This window comes from Streptomyces sp. NPDC059909, assembly GCF_042730885.1.
Lineage (GTDB): Bacteria > Actinomycetota > Actinomycetes > Streptomycetales > Streptomycetaceae > Streptomyces.
Genome location: NZ_JBHWKX010000109.1, coordinates 1 through 16,582 on the forward strand (window position 1 = coordinate 1; position 16,582 = coordinate 16,582).

The 16,582-nt window shown below is 66.7% G+C and carries 16 protein-coding genes and 6 pseudogenes; 9 read left to right on the forward strand and 13 right to left on the reverse strand.

Annotated features, from left to right (window positions below; translation table 11 throughout):
- A pseudogene (locus ACFV9O_RS36660) lies at nt 1–317 on the reverse strand (hypothetical protein); the annotation flags it as partial.
- 24 nt (nt 318–341) lie between these two features.
- Between ACFV9O_RS36660 and ACFV9O_RS36665 the strand changes: the two are divergent.
- Nucleotides 342–1,409, forward strand: a pseudogene (locus ACFV9O_RS36665) (IS30 family transposase); the annotation flags it as partial.
- 60 nt (nt 1,410–1,469) lie between these two features.
- Here ACFV9O_RS36665 and ACFV9O_RS36670 read toward each other — a convergent pair.
- Both ACFV9O_RS36670 and ACFV9O_RS36675 read right to left on the reverse strand, forming a co-directional pair.
- Nucleotides 1,470–1,796, reverse strand: a pseudogene (locus tag ACFV9O_RS36670) (DDE-type integrase/transposase/recombinase); the annotation flags it as partial.
- Nucleotides 1,797–1,927: 131 nt separating this feature from the next.
- Entirely contained in the window at nt 1,928–2,245 is a 318-nt protein-coding gene (locus ACFV9O_RS36675) for a transposase (RefSeq protein ID WP_385426346.1), read from the reverse strand.
- 73 nt (nt 2,246–2,318) lie between these two features.
- Between ACFV9O_RS36675 and ACFV9O_RS36680 the strand changes: the two are divergent.
- Nucleotides 2,319–2,746: pseudogene (locus tag ACFV9O_RS36680) on the forward strand (dihydrolipoyl dehydrogenase); the annotation flags it as partial.
- Nucleotides 2,747–2,806: 60 nt separating this feature from the next.
- Here ACFV9O_RS36680 and ACFV9O_RS36685 read toward each other — a convergent pair.
- The gene (locus ACFV9O_RS36685) at nt 2,807–4,207 is read right to left on the reverse strand and encodes a M24 family metallopeptidase (RefSeq protein WP_385426348.1); all 1,401 of its coding nucleotides are present in this window, start codon (nt 4,205–4,207) and stop codon (nt 2,807–2,809) included.
- Between the two features lie 141 nt (nt 4,208–4,348).
- The gene (locus ACFV9O_RS36690; RefSeq protein ID WP_385426351.1) at nt 4,349–4,993 is read right to left on the reverse strand and encodes a helix-turn-helix domain-containing protein; all 645 of its coding nucleotides are present in this window, start codon (nt 4,991–4,993) and stop codon (nt 4,349–4,351) included.
- A gap of 208 nt (nt 4,994–5,201) precedes the next feature.
- On the opposite strand from ACFV9O_RS36690, the gene ACFV9O_RS36695 reads away from it, so the two are divergent.
- The gene (locus ACFV9O_RS36695) at nt 5,202–5,642 is read left to right on the forward strand and encodes a VOC family protein (RefSeq protein WP_385426371.1); all 441 of its coding nucleotides are present in this window, start codon (nt 5,202–5,204) and stop codon (nt 5,640–5,642) included.
- Between the two features lie 25 nt (nt 5,643–5,667).
- On the opposite strand, the gene ACFV9O_RS36700 is transcribed toward ACFV9O_RS36695, so the two are convergent.
- Nucleotides 5,668–6,432 (reverse strand): hypothetical protein, encoded by a 765-nt coding sequence (locus tag ACFV9O_RS36700; protein WP_385426354.1) that lies wholly within the window; start codon nt 6,430–6,432, stop codon nt 5,668–5,670.
- A 226-nt stretch (nt 6,433–6,658) separates the two neighbouring features.
- On the opposite strand from ACFV9O_RS36700, the gene ACFV9O_RS36705 reads away from it, so the two are divergent.
- Both ACFV9O_RS36705 and ACFV9O_RS36710 read left to right on the forward strand, forming a co-directional pair.
- Complete coding sequence (locus ACFV9O_RS36705) at nt 6,659–6,991, forward strand: SDR family NAD(P)-dependent oxidoreductase (protein ID WP_385426357.1); 333 nt, start codon at nt 6,659–6,661, stop codon at nt 6,989–6,991.
- Nucleotides 6,992–7,004: 13 nt separating this feature from the next.
- Nucleotides 7,005–7,721: an enoyl-CoA hydratase/isomerase family protein gene (locus ACFV9O_RS36710; RefSeq protein WP_385426359.1), complete on the forward strand. Its 717-nt coding sequence runs from the start codon at nt 7,005–7,007 to the stop codon at nt 7,719–7,721.
- Between the two features lie 315 nt (nt 7,722–8,036).
- Here ACFV9O_RS36710 and ACFV9O_RS36715 read toward each other — a convergent pair whose 3' ends face one another.
- Nucleotides 8,037–8,357 carry a hypothetical protein gene (locus ACFV9O_RS36715; RefSeq protein WP_385426382.1) on the reverse strand — a complete coding sequence of 107 codons (321 nt, stop codon included), beginning with the start codon at nt 8,355–8,357 and terminating at the stop codon, nt 8,037–8,039.
- On the opposite strand from ACFV9O_RS36715, the gene ACFV9O_RS36720 reads away from it, so the two are divergent.
- Nucleotides 8,347–8,643 (forward strand): hypothetical protein, encoded by a 297-nt coding sequence (locus ACFV9O_RS36720; RefSeq protein ID WP_385426385.1) that lies wholly within the window; start codon nt 8,347–8,349, stop codon nt 8,641–8,643. The genes ACFV9O_RS36715 and ACFV9O_RS36720 overlap by 11 nt on opposite strands.
- Before the next feature lie 52 nt (nt 8,644–8,695).
- Here ACFV9O_RS36720 and ACFV9O_RS36725 read toward each other — a convergent pair.
- Nucleotides 8,696–9,184 (reverse strand): annotated as a pseudogene (locus ACFV9O_RS36725) (MFS transporter); the annotation flags it as partial.
- A 183-nt stretch (nt 9,185–9,367) separates the two neighbouring features.
- On the opposite strand from ACFV9O_RS36725, the gene ACFV9O_RS36730 reads away from it, so the two are divergent.
- Nucleotides 9,368–9,595 (forward strand): integrase core domain-containing protein, encoded by a 228-nt coding sequence (locus tag ACFV9O_RS36730; RefSeq protein ID WP_385426362.1) that lies wholly within the window; start codon nt 9,368–9,370, stop codon nt 9,593–9,595.
- Between the two features lie 37 nt (nt 9,596–9,632).
- Here the strand turns inward: ACFV9O_RS36730 and ACFV9O_RS36735 are convergent, their stop codons facing one another.
- From ACFV9O_RS36735 to ACFV9O_RS36750, 4 genes are all read right to left on the reverse strand, one after another.
- A complete protein-coding gene (locus ACFV9O_RS36735) occupies nt 9,633–9,779 on the reverse strand; it encodes an NAD(P)-binding domain-containing protein (RefSeq protein ID WP_385426374.1) in 147 nt (48 codons plus the stop codon).
- The gene (locus tag ACFV9O_RS36740; protein ID WP_385426377.1) at nt 9,749–11,125 is read right to left on the reverse strand and encodes an NADP-dependent succinic semialdehyde dehydrogenase; all 1,377 of its coding nucleotides are present in this window, start codon (nt 11,123–11,125) and stop codon (nt 9,749–9,751) included. The genes ACFV9O_RS36735 and ACFV9O_RS36740 overlap by 31 nt, the downstream gene beginning before the upstream one ends.
- A gap of 262 nt (nt 11,126–11,387) precedes the next feature.
- The gene (locus ACFV9O_RS36745) at nt 11,388–12,071 is read right to left on the reverse strand and encodes a GntR family transcriptional regulator (protein WP_385426364.1); all 684 of its coding nucleotides are present in this window, start codon (nt 12,069–12,071) and stop codon (nt 11,388–11,390) included.
- Nucleotides 12,068–12,562 carry a VOC family protein gene (locus ACFV9O_RS36750; protein WP_385426380.1) on the reverse strand — a complete coding sequence of 165 codons (495 nt, stop codon included), beginning with the start codon at nt 12,560–12,562 and terminating at the stop codon, nt 12,068–12,070. The genes ACFV9O_RS36745 and ACFV9O_RS36750 overlap by 4 nt, the downstream gene beginning before the upstream one ends.
- Here ACFV9O_RS36750 and ACFV9O_RS36755 point away from each other — a divergent pair.
- Complete coding sequence (locus ACFV9O_RS36755; RefSeq protein WP_385426366.1) at nt 12,561–14,903, forward strand: thiamine pyrophosphate-dependent enzyme; 2,343 nt, start codon at nt 12,561–12,563, stop codon at nt 14,901–14,903. The two genes, ACFV9O_RS36750 and ACFV9O_RS36755, sit on opposite strands and share 2 nt — an antisense overlap.
- Nucleotides 14,896–16,176: a dihydrolipoamide acetyltransferase family protein gene (locus ACFV9O_RS36760; protein WP_385426369.1), complete on the forward strand. Its 1,281-nt coding sequence runs from the start codon at nt 14,896–14,898 to the stop codon at nt 16,174–16,176. Before ACFV9O_RS36755 ends, ACFV9O_RS36760 begins: the two co-directional genes overlap by 8 nt.
- Nucleotides 16,177–16,292: 116 nt before the next feature.
- Here the strand turns inward: ACFV9O_RS36760 and ACFV9O_RS36765 are convergent.
- Nucleotides 16,293–16,471, reverse strand: a pseudogene (locus ACFV9O_RS36765) (IS5/IS1182 family transposase); the annotation flags it as partial.
- Nucleotides 16,472–16,582: the final 111 nt, after the last annotated feature.

Here is a 16,582-nt window from a genome sequence, read left to right on the forward strand (position 1 = left end):
AGTGTTCGTAGGGCGTGACGCAGCGCGTCCTCGGGGGCTTCCAAGCGGCGAGGACGCAGACCGGCCAGGTGCCGTGCCAGGGTGATCTGTGTTTTGCCGGCGGTCTCGTGGCGCAGGGCATCGGGGGCGTGGACGAGCATCGCCTTGATCGTGACCGTCACGGCCGGGGCTACCCAATCCTTGCGGGATCCGGCACCAAGAGGCTGACAGTCCCAGCACTGCCCAGTGCGGCCGACCGACAGCCGGATTCCGAACTCGTTGGCCAGTGCGGCGAACTGCTGGCTGGTGTATTGGGTGGATTCAACTGATCGTCGCAACGCCTCGTAGTCGGAGGTGGAGTGATGGGTGTTGGTCCGCAGCAGCGCAGGGTTCGTGAGTACCGGGGTCAGGATACCGTCGCCGGGCCGGCCGACGGTCGCGTGGCGTGGCGTGAGGATCGCATCCGGTTCTGGACGGCGATCGCCCGGGGACTTCGGTCAGAGGAAGCAGCGGCCGAGGCCGGGGTGTCGCCCGCCGTCGGGACACGGTGGTTTCGCCACGCTGGGGGCGTGGGTCCGAACCTTTCGCCGACGGTGTCGGGACGCTATCTGTCGTTCTCCGAACGCGAGGACATCGCCGTGTGGCGCGCTCAGGACGTCGGGGTCCGTGAGATCGCGCGTCGGCTGGGCCGGTCGCCGTCGACGATCTCGCGGGAGCTTCGCCGGAACGCGGCAACGCGCACCTACCGCCTGGACTATCGGGCGTCCACCGCACAGTGGCATGCCGAGCGGCGGGCGCGGCGGCCGAAGACGGTGAAGCTGGCCGTGAACGAGCGGCTGTGTCAGTACGTGCAGGACAGGCTCGCCGGGGTGATCCGGGCTCCGGACGGGAAGCTGGTGCCGGGGCCGGTAACGCCGCAGTGGAAGGGCCGGAGCAAGCTCCGGCGACAGGACCGGCGGTGGGCGATGTCGTGGAGTCCGCAGCAGATCGCGAACAGGTTGCTGCTGGTCTTCCCCGATGATGAGTCCATGCGCATCTTGCACGAGGCGATCTACCAGGCGCTCTACGTCCAGGGACGCGGCGCGCTCAAGCGTGAGCTGGTCGCCTGCCTGCGCACGGGGCGCGCATTGCGTGTCCCGTGAGCACGCTCCCGGCAGCGGGCCCGCGGTCATGTCACGCCCGAGGTGGTGATCAGCGAACGACCGGCCGAGGCCGAGGACCGCGCGGTCCCGGGGCACTGGGAGGGTGACCTGATCATCGGCCTGAACCGCTCGGCGATCGGCACGCTCGTCGAGCGCACGACCAGGTTCACGATGCTGCTGCACCTGCCACGGATGGACGGCTACGGCGTCGAACCACGGGTGAAGAACGGCCCGGCGCTGGCCGGCCGCGGCGCCCAGGCCGTGAAAGACGCGATCGCCGCCACGATCCACTCTTGGTCCAAGAAGCCGGTGTTGCGACGACCACTTGAGCCTGGGTTGGCAGCCGCGATCGGAATGGAAGATCACCGGACGGGTGGGGCGACGCTGCCGGCAGGCTGCTGTGAGGGCATCGGCGACCAGATCGGTTCGCAGGTGATCGGCGGTGGCCCAGCCGACCATACGGCGCGAGGCGATGTCGATCACGGTGGCCAGGTAGAGCCAGCCTTCTTCGGTCGGGACATAGCTGATGTCGCCGCACCAACGTGCGTCGAGTCCGGTGGGGTCGGGCTGGAAGTCCCGGACGATGAGATCGGGCCGGGAGGCGGCCTTGGGATCGGGGATCGTGGTCAGGTGCCGCTTTCTGCGATGGCGGCCCTGCAGCCCGGCGGCCCGCATGAGCCGGGCGACACGGCGGCCGCATCCGGAGCCTTCCCGCTGGAGCACGGCACGGGAGACCTGCAGCAGCTCACAGGCGCGTTTGACGCTGTGCCCTGCCTGCTTCTCCGCCTCGATGAACGGGTGCACCGTCACCGGGTCTCCTTGGCGAAGAAAGCCGTGGCCCGCTTGAGGACCTCCACGTCCTCCCTCAGCAGGTGGTTCTCCCGCCGCAGCGCGGCCAACTCCTCACGCTCGCTACTGGTCAGCCCGTTGCGCTTGCCCGCGTCCACCTCGGCCTGCCTCACCCAGTCGCGCACCGCGGTCTCGGTCAGGTCGAAGTCCTTGGCTACCTGGCCGACCGAGCGGTCCCCACGTCGGCAGAGCTTAACGATCTCGGCCTTGAAGTCCGGCGTGAAGGAGCGGCGAGGGCGCGGCTTCTTCTTCCCCATGCTCTCCATGATGGACATCCTTCCGGGGCTGAACCCCTGATCTCGGATGTCCGTCAAAGCGGATCAAGCCCAGACCGGTAAGCGGATGACATCTGAGGGCATCTTGGCCGCTGAGCACTTCGCTGGGCTCGACCCTGACCCCATTGCGTACGACGGTGTGCCGCGGGTGACGTACTCCTCGCCGGAGATCGCGTCCGTAGGACTCACGGAGAGCCAAGCGCAAAGCCGATACGGGAGCGAGGCGGTCCGTGTTGTGACCTACGACCTGTCAGGCAACGGTCGCAGCGCCATCCTCCGCACGCACGGTACAGTGAAGCCCGTCGCTTTGGCCGACAACACCCGTCGTGGGAGTGCACATGGTGGGCGACCGCGTCAGCGAACTCGCCGCCGAGTCCCAGCTGATCGTGAACTGGGACTCGGCGGACGACTTTGCAAGCCTGATCCCCCCACCCGACTCAGTCGGAGGCGCTGGGGGAGGCCCACCTGCTCCTTGCAGGGAAACCCCTTCACGTGCACTGACTCGGGAGCAATCGGCGGCCCGCGTCCACGTGGACCAACGGTTTTGGGACAGCCTTCCGGTCAGAGGTCAGCAGAGTCGTTTCGGTGGCTGGACCGGGTCCCGGCAACCGTGTTCAGGTGCGACTGCGAGTCGCGCTCGGTCGACAACGGTCCCGAGACGGTGAAGTAACGCCGGCCGGCGACGAGAAGCTCCTCCGCGGGGAACTTCGTGATCACCTCGCATCCGTCCGCGGTCACCACGAGCTCCTCCTCGATCCGGGCCGCGCCCCAGCCGTCCTTTGACGGCCAGTAGGTCTCCAGCGCGAACACCATGCCCTCCTCGATCACCTCCGGATGCTCAAGGGACACCAGCCTGGAGAACACCGGTTTCTCCCAGATCGACAGCCCAACGCCATGGCCGTACTGAAGCGCGAAGGCCGCTTCCTCGTCGGGGAACCCGAATTCCTGCGCCGTTGGCCATACCGACACGATGTCGGCGGTTGTGGCTCCGGGGCGGACGAGGCTGATCGCTTCGTCCATGTACTCACGGCACCGCGTGTAGGCGTCGCGTTGAGCCGAAGAGGCACTGCCGACGGCGAACGTGCGGTAGTAGCAGGTGCGATAGCCGTTGTAGCTGTGCAGAATGTCGAAGAACGCGGGATCCCCCGGCCGCACGATGCGGTCCGAGAAGACGTGGGGGTGTGGTGCGCACCGCTCCCCGGAGATCGCGTTGACGCCTTCGACGAACTCCGAGCCGAGGTCGTAGAGAGTCTTGGCCACCACACCTACGCACTCGTTCTCGCGCACACCCGGCCGGAGAAACTCGTAGAGGTTCTCGTAGGCGGCGTCGACCATCGAGCAAGCATGGGTGAGCAGGTGGATCTCGTCACGTGTCTTGATGCGTCGGGCCTCCAGGAACACCTGCTGGCCGTCGACCACTGTGATGCCGGCGTTCTGCAGGGCCATCAGGACCGGGAGCTCGATGACGTCGACGCCGAGCGGTTCGCCCAGGAGCCCATAGAGCTCGAGCTCGCGCTTGATCTTCTGGGCGACGGAGTCGGCCATCCCGACCAGAGGGTTGATGGCGCCGCGCAACGTCGAGATGCCGGCGCGAGCGCCGCTGGGGTTGCGGGTGTCGGCTCCGTGGTGGGCTCCGTGCGGATCACCGTCCCAGTGGGCCTTCGAGTAGTCCAGCCAGGGGTTGTACAGCTGGTGGTGCTTGGCGGCTGACCCGAAGTCCCAGACGATCGGCTCGCCGCCCCTGACCAGCAGGGAGAACCGGATCATCTTGTCGATCGCCCATGTGCCGATGTGGGTCGAGGTCATGTAGCGGATGTTGGCGAAGTCGAAGGCCAGGACCGCACCGAGGTCGGACTGCTCCAACGACTTGCGGAGACGGGCCAGCCGCTCGTCGCGGAGCCTGCTCATGTCGACGCGGGTCTCCCAGTCGACCGCGTTCGGTCCAAACGTCGGAATCGCCATCACAAGTCCTTTGCCAAGCGGACAGTCGCGGGTATTGGAGACGCACGCGCACCGCCTGCACTCGGAATGGTGCGCGCATGTTAAGTATTACTTAACATGCGAAGAGTGAGCGATGTCAACTCCTGGTGGGCACCGAAGTCGTTACGAGCGGCCTTCTTGCTGCGTGTCAGTGGGGCGCCAGCTGGGGATCGGGCCCTCGGTTCCCGACGCACCGCAGCCGGTGACCACATGCCACAGGCCGCTCGCCGGCTCGTCGCTCTCGTTCACGTACAAGTGGGGGACTGCAGAGTCGAAGCTGATGGACGAGCCGGGTTCGAGGCTGTAGGTCTCGAACCCGAGGCGGACGGTCAGGCGCCCCGACATCAGAAAGCCGTACTCCCGTCCGTGGTGACTCATCAACCCTCCGTTCGTGGAAGAGCTGCTGCCAGGTGGGTAGGTCACGAGCAGTGCATTGACAAGCGGGTCAGGGCTGGGCGTAAGCCGCTCCCAGGTGACGCCGCTGTCCATCACGAGCACAGCCCGTTGGTCGGGCGTCACAAGAGGCGAGGTAGGGGTCGTTGGTGGGCCGGGACTGTGCTCCGTCCCCGGTCCGGCGAGGAGCTGGTCGAGCGAGATCGAGAGTTCGGACACCAGGGAGTAGAGGGTGGCGACCGAGGGTTCGGAGTGCCCATTCTCGATCTGGGACAACATGCTCGGTGAGATGCCGACGCGGCGACTCAGCTCACGAACGCTGAGCTTGGCCTTAGTGCGAGCGGTGCGCAAGCGAGCGCGTGCTTCGGGTTCCACGGGTCCGTTCCCTCCTCGATTCCGGCATGCGATCTACGGGCAGTCGTTGATCGGCGTCGGACGTTGCCCGGGGCTGATGTACAGCCATACTAAACAAGGCAGGAGGGTGTGAGACGCCTGCAGGTGGACTGCCGGGTCTGCGTGGTGGTGACCATCTAGGGATCACCGTGCCGATCCCGACGCCGCGACCCGGTTCTTCGTCGACCTTCTGGGAGCCGAGGAGCTCTACGACCTCGGCCCCTTCGAGGCCGAGGACGACTGGATGGAGACTCATCTGGGAGTGGCCCGTGACGCCAGGGCGGACCGCCTTCGGTTTCTGCGTCTGGGTACAGGCCTCTACCTTGAGCTCTTCCAGTACATCGCTCCGGATCAGGTGAAGGTCCAGCCCCGCAACAGCGATGTCGGCGGGGTCCACCTTGCTCTTTACGCGGACGACTTCGAGGCCGCCCTTGCTCACCTCATCGCGCACGGCGTCCAGATCACGGGTGAGCCGACGGTGCGCACGACAGGGCCAAGCGCAGGTCAGACCTGGGTCTACTTCTTGGCCCCCTGGGGGCTCCAGCTGGAGCTCGTCAGTTATCCCGGTGGGAAGGACTATGAACGGCACACGTCCGGGCGTCTGTGGGATCCGCGGAACCCGAACGCCTGAGGGAGAAGTGGAACGTCGGCTCGGCCTATGAGGCTCGCTTCACGAACGTCACCTCGACATGGGTGCCGGTCGGCGCTGTGCTCATGACTTCGACCGTGCGGTCCTGACACACTCGAAGCGCGCAAGGGTGACTGTCGACATACCCAAGATAGAACCCGGGTGCGGGGCGCGCGAACTCGGACGAGATCAGTAGCTGGCCCTCATCGCCAACGACTCCCGGAAGGGCGAGAGAGGCTCCCAGCAGGTCAGCGGCCACTTCGACGTCGCCGTCGAAGATCAGCTGGCGGATGCGCGTCGATGAGATCGGCTCACCGGTCGGGCCCCACGTGACGAGCGGGACGACCCGGGTGCTCAGCTCGGGATACTGATCGAAACTGGTTGTCGTCCCGGCGCCCCGGGCGCCGAATCGAAAGCCCTGGCCGACACTGACGAACTCCGCACCGAGCCGGTCGACAACGACACCTTCGACGAAGTCCTCGGCAGAGACTCGCGACCAGGCTTGGTCGAACGGGACGATCGCCACGCGCCGGATCCCCAAGCTGCCAAGCTTCTGGAGCTTCCGCCGGCGATCGCTCAGCAGGCTCGGTACATGGCGTGGCTCGAGCACCTGCATCGGGTGAGGGTCGAATGTGAGCACTGTGTCGCACCCGTAGAGGACCTGACGGTGACCGAGGTGAACGCCGTCGAAGGTCCCGATCGCGACTTTGGCGTGCGAGGGCGCTCCACCGGTGCGGCGGCGACTACCCACGCCTCGTTTCCCGTGGGGCACCTCGAGGCTGAGGACCTCCATCACCCATCCTCCTTCACCCTCAGAGCTGGCTGAGCGCAGGCCAGTGTGTGCCTCGCACCGTTAGCCGTTTGGAAGGTGCGAGGTGGCCCGACAGTCCGCCTGTGAACCCTGCGTTAACCGCGCTTGCAGTGGCCTCAGCGCTTCAGATCCACTCTCCGCAGAAGGAATAAGCCGCTAGAACCGAACATGGCTGCAGGTTGGAACTTGGGAGGGCCGCACGGCTTTTGTGACCGGTGGTAGTCGAGGCATGGGCTTCGCCATCGCACAGGCGCTGCTCGAGCGTGGTGCCAAGGTGGCGATCGCAGCCCGGGACGAAGCGGCGGTCAAGGCTGCGGCCGGTCGTCTCACCGCTGGATCCGGTGCGGAGGACGTGCTCCCCATCGTCGCGGACGTCACCGACGCGGAGTCCGTCAACAGCGCGTTGGCAGAGGGGCACGCGTGGCAGGGCGGCCTCGACATCGTCGTGAACAACGCAGGGCCGCAGCTCACGCCGACCCCCTGGACAAGGTCGACGAGAAGATCATCGCGTCGGCCTTCGACACGAAGCCGAACGAAGTGAGAGGACTCGGATCATGAAGAGCGTGGACAACGTCTGGAGCGGCGGCGTAGAGCAAGAAATGGTCGGTGCTACCACCGTCTTGACCATTCACAATGGCGAGCGGAACCTGCTGAACCCAGGCATCCTCACCGACATCCGCGCCCGCCTGCAGGAGTGTGACGACAACCCGGACATCCGCGCCGTCCTGCTCACCGGTGCAGGTGAGACCTTCTGCGGCGGTCTCGACGTCGCTGCCATCAAAGCTGGTGCAGATCCAGCTCTGTTCGGCGAGGCGTTGATGGAGACCCTCCGGATTTTCCCTCGTCTGGGTTTGTCTGTCGCGGCTGCCGTCAACGGCGACGCGCTCGCCGGGGGCGCCTCGTTCGTCGCGGCCTGCGACTTCGCCGTCGCAGTGGACAGTGCGCGAATCGGCACGTTTGAGGTCACCGCCGGGAGGTGGCCGATGATCGCGCAGGTACCCATCATTCATCGGCTTGGGCCGCGCCTGGCGATCGAGAACATCGGTTCCGGCGAGCCGTTCACCGCCGAGAGGGCCCGCGAGGTCGGTCTCGTGCAGGCCGTGGTTGAGGCCGGCCGAGCAGCTGTGGTCGCCCAGGAGTGGCTCGATAACGCACTGAGGGCGTCTGGCGCAGGTGCCCCTGGCCGTCGCTCCCTCTACGAGTTCGCATCGATGTCATACGATGACGCGCTCGACGCGTCGCTGCCACGTTTCATCGAGTTGTTCGACTGAACTCTTCGGAGTGTCCCTCCCTGTCAGACTCCTGTGGCGGCCCGCATAGCCGCCGTCGGCCCACCCGCGGCGCTGGTGCGTGGAGCGCACCCTGTAGGCCCCGGAATCCCAGCTCAGACACCGGAGTACAAGTGACCAGCCAGTAACTAGAGCGACAGGACGCGGAGAGGCCCGCGCCGACGACGGCGCGGGCCCCGTTTCGTCCCGGACGGAAGAGTTGTAAGAAACGTCTGTGCGACATCCCCTGAGTTCTCCTGGGATGTCGCACAGACGGTTATGTTCCTTCCTCCTCGGTTCGACGCACGGTCGTCGGACCTACGCGATCTGCCGGCCTCGGGTTTCCGGGAGCGCGAGTACGCTGGCGATCACCAGGAGGTACCCCAGGGCCCCGATACCCATGGCCGCCTTCAGTCCAAAGAACGAGGAGCGCACGCCGACGAGGGCGGGGAAGAAGGCGGCGACTCCCCTGCCGAAATCGTGGGCGATGCCGACGCCGGCGCCGCGCACCCGGCTGGGGAACAACTCGCTGAAGAACACGCCCGAACCGGCCAGCAATCCGCACGCCGCCATCCCCAGCGGCACGCCCAGCACCAGCAGCAGGCTGTTGGCCCCCTCGGGGATCCAGGTGTACGCCACCACGCACACCGCCGCTGACCGCGAAGAGGATGAACGTTGCCCGGCGGCCGATCCAGTCGTGCAGGAACCCGGCACTGGCGTAGCCGAGGAAGCAGCCGGCGATGATGACCGAGAGGTAGCCGCTGGTGCCGACGACCGTCAGACCGCGCTCTTTGTGCAGGTAGGACGGCAGCCAGGTGAAGATGGCGAAGTACGCTCCTTGCGCACCGATCCCGACCAGCAGGGTCAGCAGCGTGGTGCGCCGCAGGTCGCGGCGGAACAGCGCGGCGAGTCCGCTCCACACTGAAGCGGCGGTCACCTACTTGGCCCCGGCGGCGATTCTCCTTCGAGGCGTCCGAGTCCTTGACGTTGCGCCGTATGAAGAGCAGCGCGACGGCGGGGAGGATGCCGAGGACGAACAGGTAGCGCCAGGCGTCGGGGCCGGCGTGGCTGAAGATGGCGGAGTAGGCGAGGACGGCCAGGGCCCAGCCGACCGCGTAGGAGCTGGCGACGAATCCCATGATCCGGCCGCGGAGCCTGGCGGGGGCGATCTCGGCGATCAGGACCGCGCCGGCCGCGAACTCGCCACCGAAGCCGAGGCCCTGGAGCCCCTTGAACAGCAGCATCTGACCGTAGTTCTGGGACAGGCCGGACAGCGCGGTGAAGACCGCGAAGGTCGCGATGGTGATCATCAGGACCCGCACCCGGCCCACCCGGTCCGCCAGCAGGCCCGCCAGGGCCCCGCCCACCGCCGAGGCCAGCACGGTCACCGTCACGATCAAGCCCGACTGCGTGGAGCTCAGCTCGAACGCCAAGGCGATGGCCCCCAGGGCCAGCGGCGGGGTCATGAAGTCGAAGGCGTCCAGGCCCCATCAGGCGGACCCGGCCCAGAACGCGGGCCGGTGCTCGCGCGGGATGGAGCGGTACCACCGAGGAAACCCGACCGGGGGCGCGGGGGTTGTCGGCTCATCCAGGGCGGCGCTTCGATCATGAAATTCTCCTAAGGTCGATCTCGAACGGGCGCAGATCTGATGAGGGTTCTGACAACGCCATGGCCGAGGTTTCCCTGCACCTTCAGGGCCGAGTTGATCGAGATGCAGGGCCCCTGGCGGGACTTCGAGCAGGTCGAGTGCGCCGTGTTCCAGTGGGTGGCGTGGTACAACGAGGAACGGCTCCACCCCGCCCTCGACTACGTCCCGCCCGCCGACCACGAGCTCGACTGGCGGCGGAGCCAGGAAGCCACCCCGCAGTCCGCCTGAACCAACCAGGATCGGACTCTGCGAAACCCAGGGCAGCTCAGCGAGCAGCGCCGGAGGAACGGTTCCACGCCACGACGTCGTGACCGTGCGCGAGGAGCCGACGGGCGATGGCAGAGCTCATCGCGCCCAGTCCGAGGGCACCGACGGTTCCGCTCAGCTCTTCCAGATCGTCTTGAGGTTGCAGAACTCCCGGATGCCTTCGGCGGCGAGCTCGCGGCCGATACCGGAGTCCTTCACGCCGCCGAAAGGCAGTTCGGGGTAGGAGACGCTCATGCCGTTGACGAAGACGGCACCGGCCACGAGGCGGGTGATCAGGAACCGCTCCTCGTCCGGGTCAGTGGTCCACACCGACGAGCTGAGACCGAAGGCCGTGTCGTTGGCGAGCGCCGCGGCCTGCTCGATGTCGCCGACCCGGTGAACCACGGCCAGCGGACCGAAAGCCTCCTCCCGGTACACCCGCATCTCGCTGGTGACCTCCTCCAGCACCGCTGGCTTGAAGAACCACCCCGCAGTACCGACCGCCGACCCACCGCACCGCAGGACGGCACCCTTCGCGACGGCGTCGTCGACCAGTTCGACGAGCTCGCGCCGACCGGACTCCGTGGCGATCGGCCCGATCTCGGTTTCCTCGTCGAGCGGGTCGCCGATGGTCAGCGCCTTTGTCCCCGCGACAAAGGCCTCGACGAACTCCTCGTACACCTCCGTGTGGACAATGAACCGCTTGGCCGCGATGCAGGACTGGCCGTTGTTGATCGTACGAGCGGTCACGGCGGTTCGCGCGGCCGCACGAACATCGGCGGACGGCAGCACGATGAACGGGTCGGACCCACCCAGCTCCAGCACGGCCTTCTTCACCTCTGAGCCCGCGACAGCTGCGATCGACCGCCCGGCCGGCTCGGAACCGGTCAGAGTCACGGCGGCGACGCGCCGGTCGCGGAGAACTGCTTCGACGTCGGCTGCTCCGATGAGGAGCGTCTGGAACGACCCGACGGGGAAGCCGGCTCGTTCGAAGAGCGTGTCGAGGTACACCGCGGACTGCGGCACGTTCGAGGCATGCTTGAGCAGGCCGACGTTGCCGGCCATCAGTGCAGGCGCAGCGAAGCGGATCACCTGCCACATCGGATAGTTCCACGGCATCACGGCAAGAACGACGCCGAGAGGCTCGTAGGAGGTGTAGGCGGCCGAGGCTCTGACCGTGCTCGGGTCAGCGAGTGGCTGGTCGGCCAACAGGCTTTCGGCGTTGTCGGCGTAGAACCGCATGGCCTGCGCGCACTTGAGGACCTCGCCGCGGGCCTGCGCGATCGGCTTACCCATCTCGATCGTGAGCCTTCGCGCCGTCTGGGCTGCTTCGGCCTCGACCAGGTCTGCGGCCGCCCGCATCCACTGGGCGCGAGTGTCGAAGTCGGTTGCCCGGAGCATCGCGGCCGCGGCGTGTGCTCGTGTCAGCCGCTGGTCGACCTGTTCCTTCGTGAGTGAGGCGAAGTCTTCGATGAGTTCACCGGTAGCGGGGTTGACGGTGGCGATGGGCACGGCGCGCTCCTCGTGGTGTGGGCATCCAGGGGGCTTGATTGGATCCATCATAGGATCCGCGCTAATGGTTCGCCAGGGGATTGCAACGCACGCGCCCTTCATTCGCATCCAGTTGGATACATTCCATGCGTGCGTGAGAGTCAGCTGCTTGCGGCGGATGCGTGTGGCAGGGATGGCCGTCGCGATGACCGGCTGTCGCCCGCGCATGAGAGGCCGCGCAGACAGGCCAGGCGGATCACGGCCCTCTGAGTTCCTGCTCGCGTCAGCGCCTTTCCGCGAAGAGTTCGGGGTGGGCCGTGAGTTCGACCCTCGTGCGGCGGATGTGCCCTGTGAGGTACCGCTCCCCGTCTTCAGGATCACGGCGCCGCACGGCGTCGAGGATCAGCCGGTGTTCGGCGTTGACGATCGCGGCCCGGTCAGGGTCCGCAAGCATCATGAAGGCACGGCGATAGTGCTGGGTGGAGTTCCACAGGCGCTCTGTCATGGCCAGCAGGTGGCCGCTGGGGCAACCCGCGTAGGTCGTCATGTGGAAGGAGCGGTCCAGAAGAAGGAACCGATTGACGTCGCTCTGGTTCTCGATCTCGTCCTGGATGTGCTCCAGGTGGGCGAGGTGGTGATCAGTGAGATGGGGAAGACTCTCGGTCAGAGTCAGCGGCTCGAGTCGCTCGCGCATCCGGTAGTAGGTGTTCACGTCCGCGAGGCTGAGCACAGGAACGCGCGACCCTCGGTTGGGGAACGACTCGGCGAGGCCGTCGGACTCCAGGATCCGCAGCGCTTCGCGGACCGGGATCCGGCTCGTGCCGAGGCGCGCCGCGAGTTCGTCCTGGCGCAACCAGGTGCCGGGGGGCAGATCGCCTGCAAGGATCTCGTCGCGGAGGATGCCGGCGATGCGCTGACTCCTGACATTGTCCGACCCGCGTGGATCGTGAGCGTGCTCAGGAGTCAAGAGCGGTCACCTCTGAACTTTGTCGGGTCACGGTCGAAGGCCTTGCCGCCAGGGTAGGACACCAGCTCGAACTGCATTCCCCACGGTGAGAGGAAGTAGACCCACCGCTGCCCCTCTGACGGTCCAGCGCTGACGGTCGGGTCGCCCAGCACGGGAACGCCCCTCGCTCTCAGGAACGACACGGCGTCGTCCAGGTCTTCGACGTACAGGGCGACATGGTGGCCGCCGACGTCACTGTTGCGCGGGACCACCGTCTGCTGCACATCCGCTTGGTACTCGAAGACCTCGAACACGGCCTGCTCGCCACACCGGTAGAAGCGCAGTCGACGCATGACTGTGCGCGGATCCACGTTCAGGTGCTCCGCCATCCAGTCGCCTGCCGAGCTGAGCGGGCCGAGCGAGTACAGGTACTCGCAACCCAGGACATCCACGAGCCACGCGTGCGCCTGCTCCAGGTCCGGCACCGTGAATCCGATGTGATCCAGGCGCATGAGGCCAGGTAGAACCACGATCTTCCTCCTTTGGATACAAAAGCACCTCCATGATGGCCCCTGTGGCCCCAAGAGTCGAGCGGAGTCTTGCGATTGGATCCAATCATATGGCAGGGTCGGTGCATCTGGTCGATTGAAGGAGGCTCTCCCGATGCCTGCGGAACACACACTCGAAGCGAAGGCCGCGTGGTCGGAGTTCGTCGTCACCCAGGACGACTGGGACGCCGCGGCTCCGGACCTCCTGACAGGCATGTTCAGCCAGCTGGTGCTGATCCGGGCCTTCGAGGAGTACGTCCTGGAGCTTGCCGCGGACGGGCTCATCCACGGCCCCGCGCACTCCAGCATCGGCCAGGAGGGCGGCGCGGTCGGTGCGTGCTTCGCCCTTACGTCGGAGGACACCGTGAATGGATCGCATCGCGGCCATCACCAGTTCCTCGCCAAGGTGCTCGCCCATCTGTACCCAAAAGGCATAGATCCAACGAAGCCGTTCCCTGAGGATGTACGGGCCGTACTCCTGCGCAGCCTGCGCGAAATCTGCGGACTGGACCAGGGCTTCAGCCACGGTCGAGGCGGCAGTATGCACCTCCAGTGGCACGAGGCCGGCGCCATCGGGACCAACGCGATCGTCGGTGGCGGGGTACCGCTCGCGGCCGGATCTGCGTGGGCCCACAAGAAGGCCGGCACGGACGCGGTGACCTTCACGTTCTTCGGCGACGGCGCGATCAACATCGGATCCACGCTGGAGAGTCTCAATCTCGCGGCGGCGTGGTCGCTGCCCTTGTGCTTCTTCGTCGAGAACAACCTGTACGCCGTCTCCACCCACGTGTCCGAAGTCACCGCCGAGCCACGGCTGTCCGGCCGCGGTCCGGGTTTCGGCATCCGGAGCTGGAAGGTCGACGGCATGGATCCGCTGGCCGTGTACCTCGTGACGCAGCAGGCCCTCGCGCACATGCGCAGCGGCAACGGTCCGACGCTGATCGAAGCCGGCGTGTACCGCTACTTCCACCAGAACGGTCCATTTCCGGGCTCGGCGTTCCGGTATCGCACCAAGGAAGAGGAAGCGCAGTGGCGCGCTCGCGACCCGATCGACACCATGGTGGGACACCTGGTGCGACGCAGAATCCTCAGCAAGAGGGCGGCTGCGGAGACGATCAAGCGCGCCAAGGCTCTGATGTCCGAACTCGGCGGCATCCTCCTGGAACCCCGGCCGGGCGGCAAGCCGGGTGAGCGGCGCATCCTGCCCTCGGAGTGGCCAGACCCGGCGTTCGTCGACGAAGGCATCCGGGGCGACCTGTCGGAGCTGGCTCAGATCGATTTCACCGACGCCGAGGACTGCGCTGACGGCTTGACCGATGTCAAGTTCATCGATGCCGTCGCCGGCGTGATGGGACGCCGTCTGGAGACCGATCCTCGTGTTGTGGTGATGGGGGAGGACGTGCACCGGCTCAACGGCGGTACCAATGGCGCCACCCGCGGCCTGAGTCAGAAGTTCCCCGACCGCGTGATCGGGACCCCGATTTCGGAGAACGCGTTCGCCGGCCTCGGCGGCGGACTGGCTCTGGACGGCAGGTTCCGCCCCATCGTCGAGTTCATGTACGCCGACTTCATGTGGGTGGCGGCAGACCAGCTGTTCAACCAGATCGGAAAGGCCCGCCACATGTTCGGGGGTGAGGGCAAGGTGCCGTTCGTCCTGCGCACCAAGGTCGCCACCGGCACCGGCTACGGATCACAGCACTCGATGGACCCGGCCGGCATCTTCGCGACGGCACTGGGCTGGCGAATCGTCGCTCCGTCGACGCCGTTCGACTACGTCGGCCTGATGAACACGGCCTTGGCCTGTGATGACCCGGTCGTGGTTCTCGAGCACGTGGATCTGTACAACTCGACCGGTCCCGGACTGCCGGAGAGCTACGACCACTACCTTCCGGTCGGCAAGGCCGCCGTACGCCGTGAGGGCGCGGCCCTGACCATCCTCACGTATCTGTCGATGACGCCGGCTGTTCTGGCCGCCGTCGAGCAGACGGGAGTGGACGCCGAGGTCATCGACCTGCGCTGGCTGGACCGGGCCAGCCTGGACTGGGACACGATCACCCAATCGGTGATGAGGACCAACAACGTGCTCATCGCCGAGCAGGGCGCCATCGGCACCTCCTACGGCGGCTGGCTCGCGGACGAGATCCAACGCCGGCTGTTCGACTGGCTCGACGCCCCGATCGAGCGGGTGACGGGTGGCGAGGCGTCGCCGAGCATCAGCAAGGTACTGGAGCGCGCCGCGTTCGCCTCAACGGAGGAAGTCGTCGCCAAGCTCCGCGAGATCTCGGGAGGGCAGAACAATGGCTGAGATTCTGCGCATGCCCGAGGTCGCCGCCAACACCACAGAGGCGATCCTGGAATCCTGGAACGTCGGCGTGAACACCCCTTATGCGGCCGGTGACCCGATCGTCACGGTGGAGACCGAGAAAGCCGCGGTCGACGTGGAAGCCGAGAGCGACGGCGTACTACTGCGCCTCCTGGTGGAAGCGGGCACGACAGTGGCGGTGGGTACACCGATCGCAGTCTGGGGGGCACCGGACGAGTCGGCGTCCGAGGTGGACGCCCTGGTGGCTTCGCTGGGTACCGGAGAAACGCCGGTGACGGCTTCCACCGCCTCGGCGTCGGCGCCGGAAGAGCCAGCGACGCCAGCAGGCACGGTCGCTCCGGCGCGCACCGAGGCGGCGCGAGACAACAGCGAGCGCATCTTCGCCAGCCCGCTGGCGCGACATCTCGCGCGCGAGCTCGGAGTCGATCTCAGCGCTGTGGTGGGGAGCGGCCCGCATGGACGAATCCGGCGGTCCGACATCGAAGCAGCTGTCGTCAGATCGGCGGAGCCGGAGGAAACGCTGCCGGCAAACGCCTCGGCGGAGATCCCGGCCGTCGGGACTCCGGTGGTCGTGTCGCGATACGTGGACGTGCCCAACACGCGGATGCGGGCGGCCATCGCCCGCCGGCTGACGGAGAGCAAGCAGAACACGCCGCACTTCTATCTACGCGCCGGCGCACGCGTCGACGCATTGCTCGAGCTACGGCAACAGATCAACGCCGGCCACGGCGTGAAGGCGTCGATCAACGACCTGCTCGTCAAGGCGATCGCGTCCGCCCACGTGATCGTTCCCGCGATGAACGTGCAGTGGAACGACACCTCGATCCGGCACTTCTCGGACGTCGACATCGCCGTAGCCGTCGCCACCGACGGCGGTTTGGTCACCCCAGTGATCCGCGGCGTGGACTCCCTGTCGATGAGCGGCGTTGCCACGGCGACGAAGGACCTGATCGCCCGCGCGAAGGAGCGCCGGCTCCGGCAGGACGAACTGGAGGGCGGCACGATCACGATCACCAACCTCGGCATGTACGGCACCGAGGACTTCGCAGCGATCATCAACCCGCCACAGGCCGCGATCCTGGCCGTCGGCGCTGTACGGCAGGAGGCAGTCGTCGAGGAGGGCACGGTCACCATCGCGTCCGTCCTGCGTCTGACCCTCGCCGTCGATCACCGGTCGGTGGACGGCGCCACTGCGGCCGAGTGGATGAAGGCGTTCGTGGATGTGCTCGAGCACCCGCTCCGGATCCTGCTTTGAGTACCGGCGAACGCGAAGCGGAGGAGAACGCACCATGACCGAGACCACGCTCGACCTCGTGATCCTCGGCGGTGGATCAGGCGGCTATGCGGCCGCCCGTTCAACGTCATGGATTACTCTTGCTTCCAGGCCGGTAGGTCGGCCCGGCCTTGCGTGCCGGCGGTGCGGCATGACGAGGCCGGTGCCCCGGTAGCCACCGTCGGCGATCACCGTGGTCGTAACCGTCGGCGGCCACGGCTCCGGACAATTCCCAGGCCTGGCAGTCGTTGCGGTTGCCGGGCAAGGGCCCGCCGACCGGTTTCGGGCCTTGTCCCAAGGCCGGGTAGTTAGCGTTTTCGCAGGTCACGCAAGGGGAGTTGACGTCCATGTTGTGGCGGCGTAGAGGCCGGGGCCGATCTTGTGGATG

Bases quoted from the DNA above. Each gene is read 5' to 3' on its own strand.
- ACFV9O_RS36675 (WP_385426346.1), bottom strand. From the start codon at position 2,245: ATGTCCATCATGGAGAGCATGGGGAAGAAGAAGCCGCGCCCTCGCCGC.
- ACFV9O_RS36685 (WP_385426348.1), bottom strand. From the start codon at position 4,207: ATGGCGATTCCGACGTTTGGACCGAACGCGGTCGACTGGGAGACCCGC.
- ACFV9O_RS36700 (WP_385426354.1), bottom strand. From the start codon at position 6,432: ATGGAGGTCCTCAGCCTCGAGGTGCCCCACGGGAAACGAGGCGTGGGT.
- ACFV9O_RS36710 (WP_385426359.1), top strand. From the start codon at position 7,005: ATGAAGAGCGTGGACAACGTCTGGAGCGGCGGCGTAGAGCAAGAAATG.
- ACFV9O_RS36730 (WP_385426362.1), top strand. From the start codon at position 9,368: ATGAGGGTTCTGACAACGCCATGGCCGAGGTTTCCCTGCACCTTCAGG.
- ACFV9O_RS36755 (WP_385426366.1), top strand. From the start codon at position 12,561: ATGAGGCCAGGTAGAACCACGATCTTCCTCCTTTGGATACAAAAGCAC.
- ACFV9O_RS36750 (WP_385426380.1), bottom strand. From the start codon at position 12,562: ATGCGCCTGGATCACATCGGATTCACGGTGCCGGACCTGGAGCAGGCG.
- ACFV9O_RS36760 (WP_385426369.1), top strand. From the start codon at position 14,896: ATGGCTGAGATTCTGCGCATGCCCGAGGTCGCCGCCAACACCACAGAG.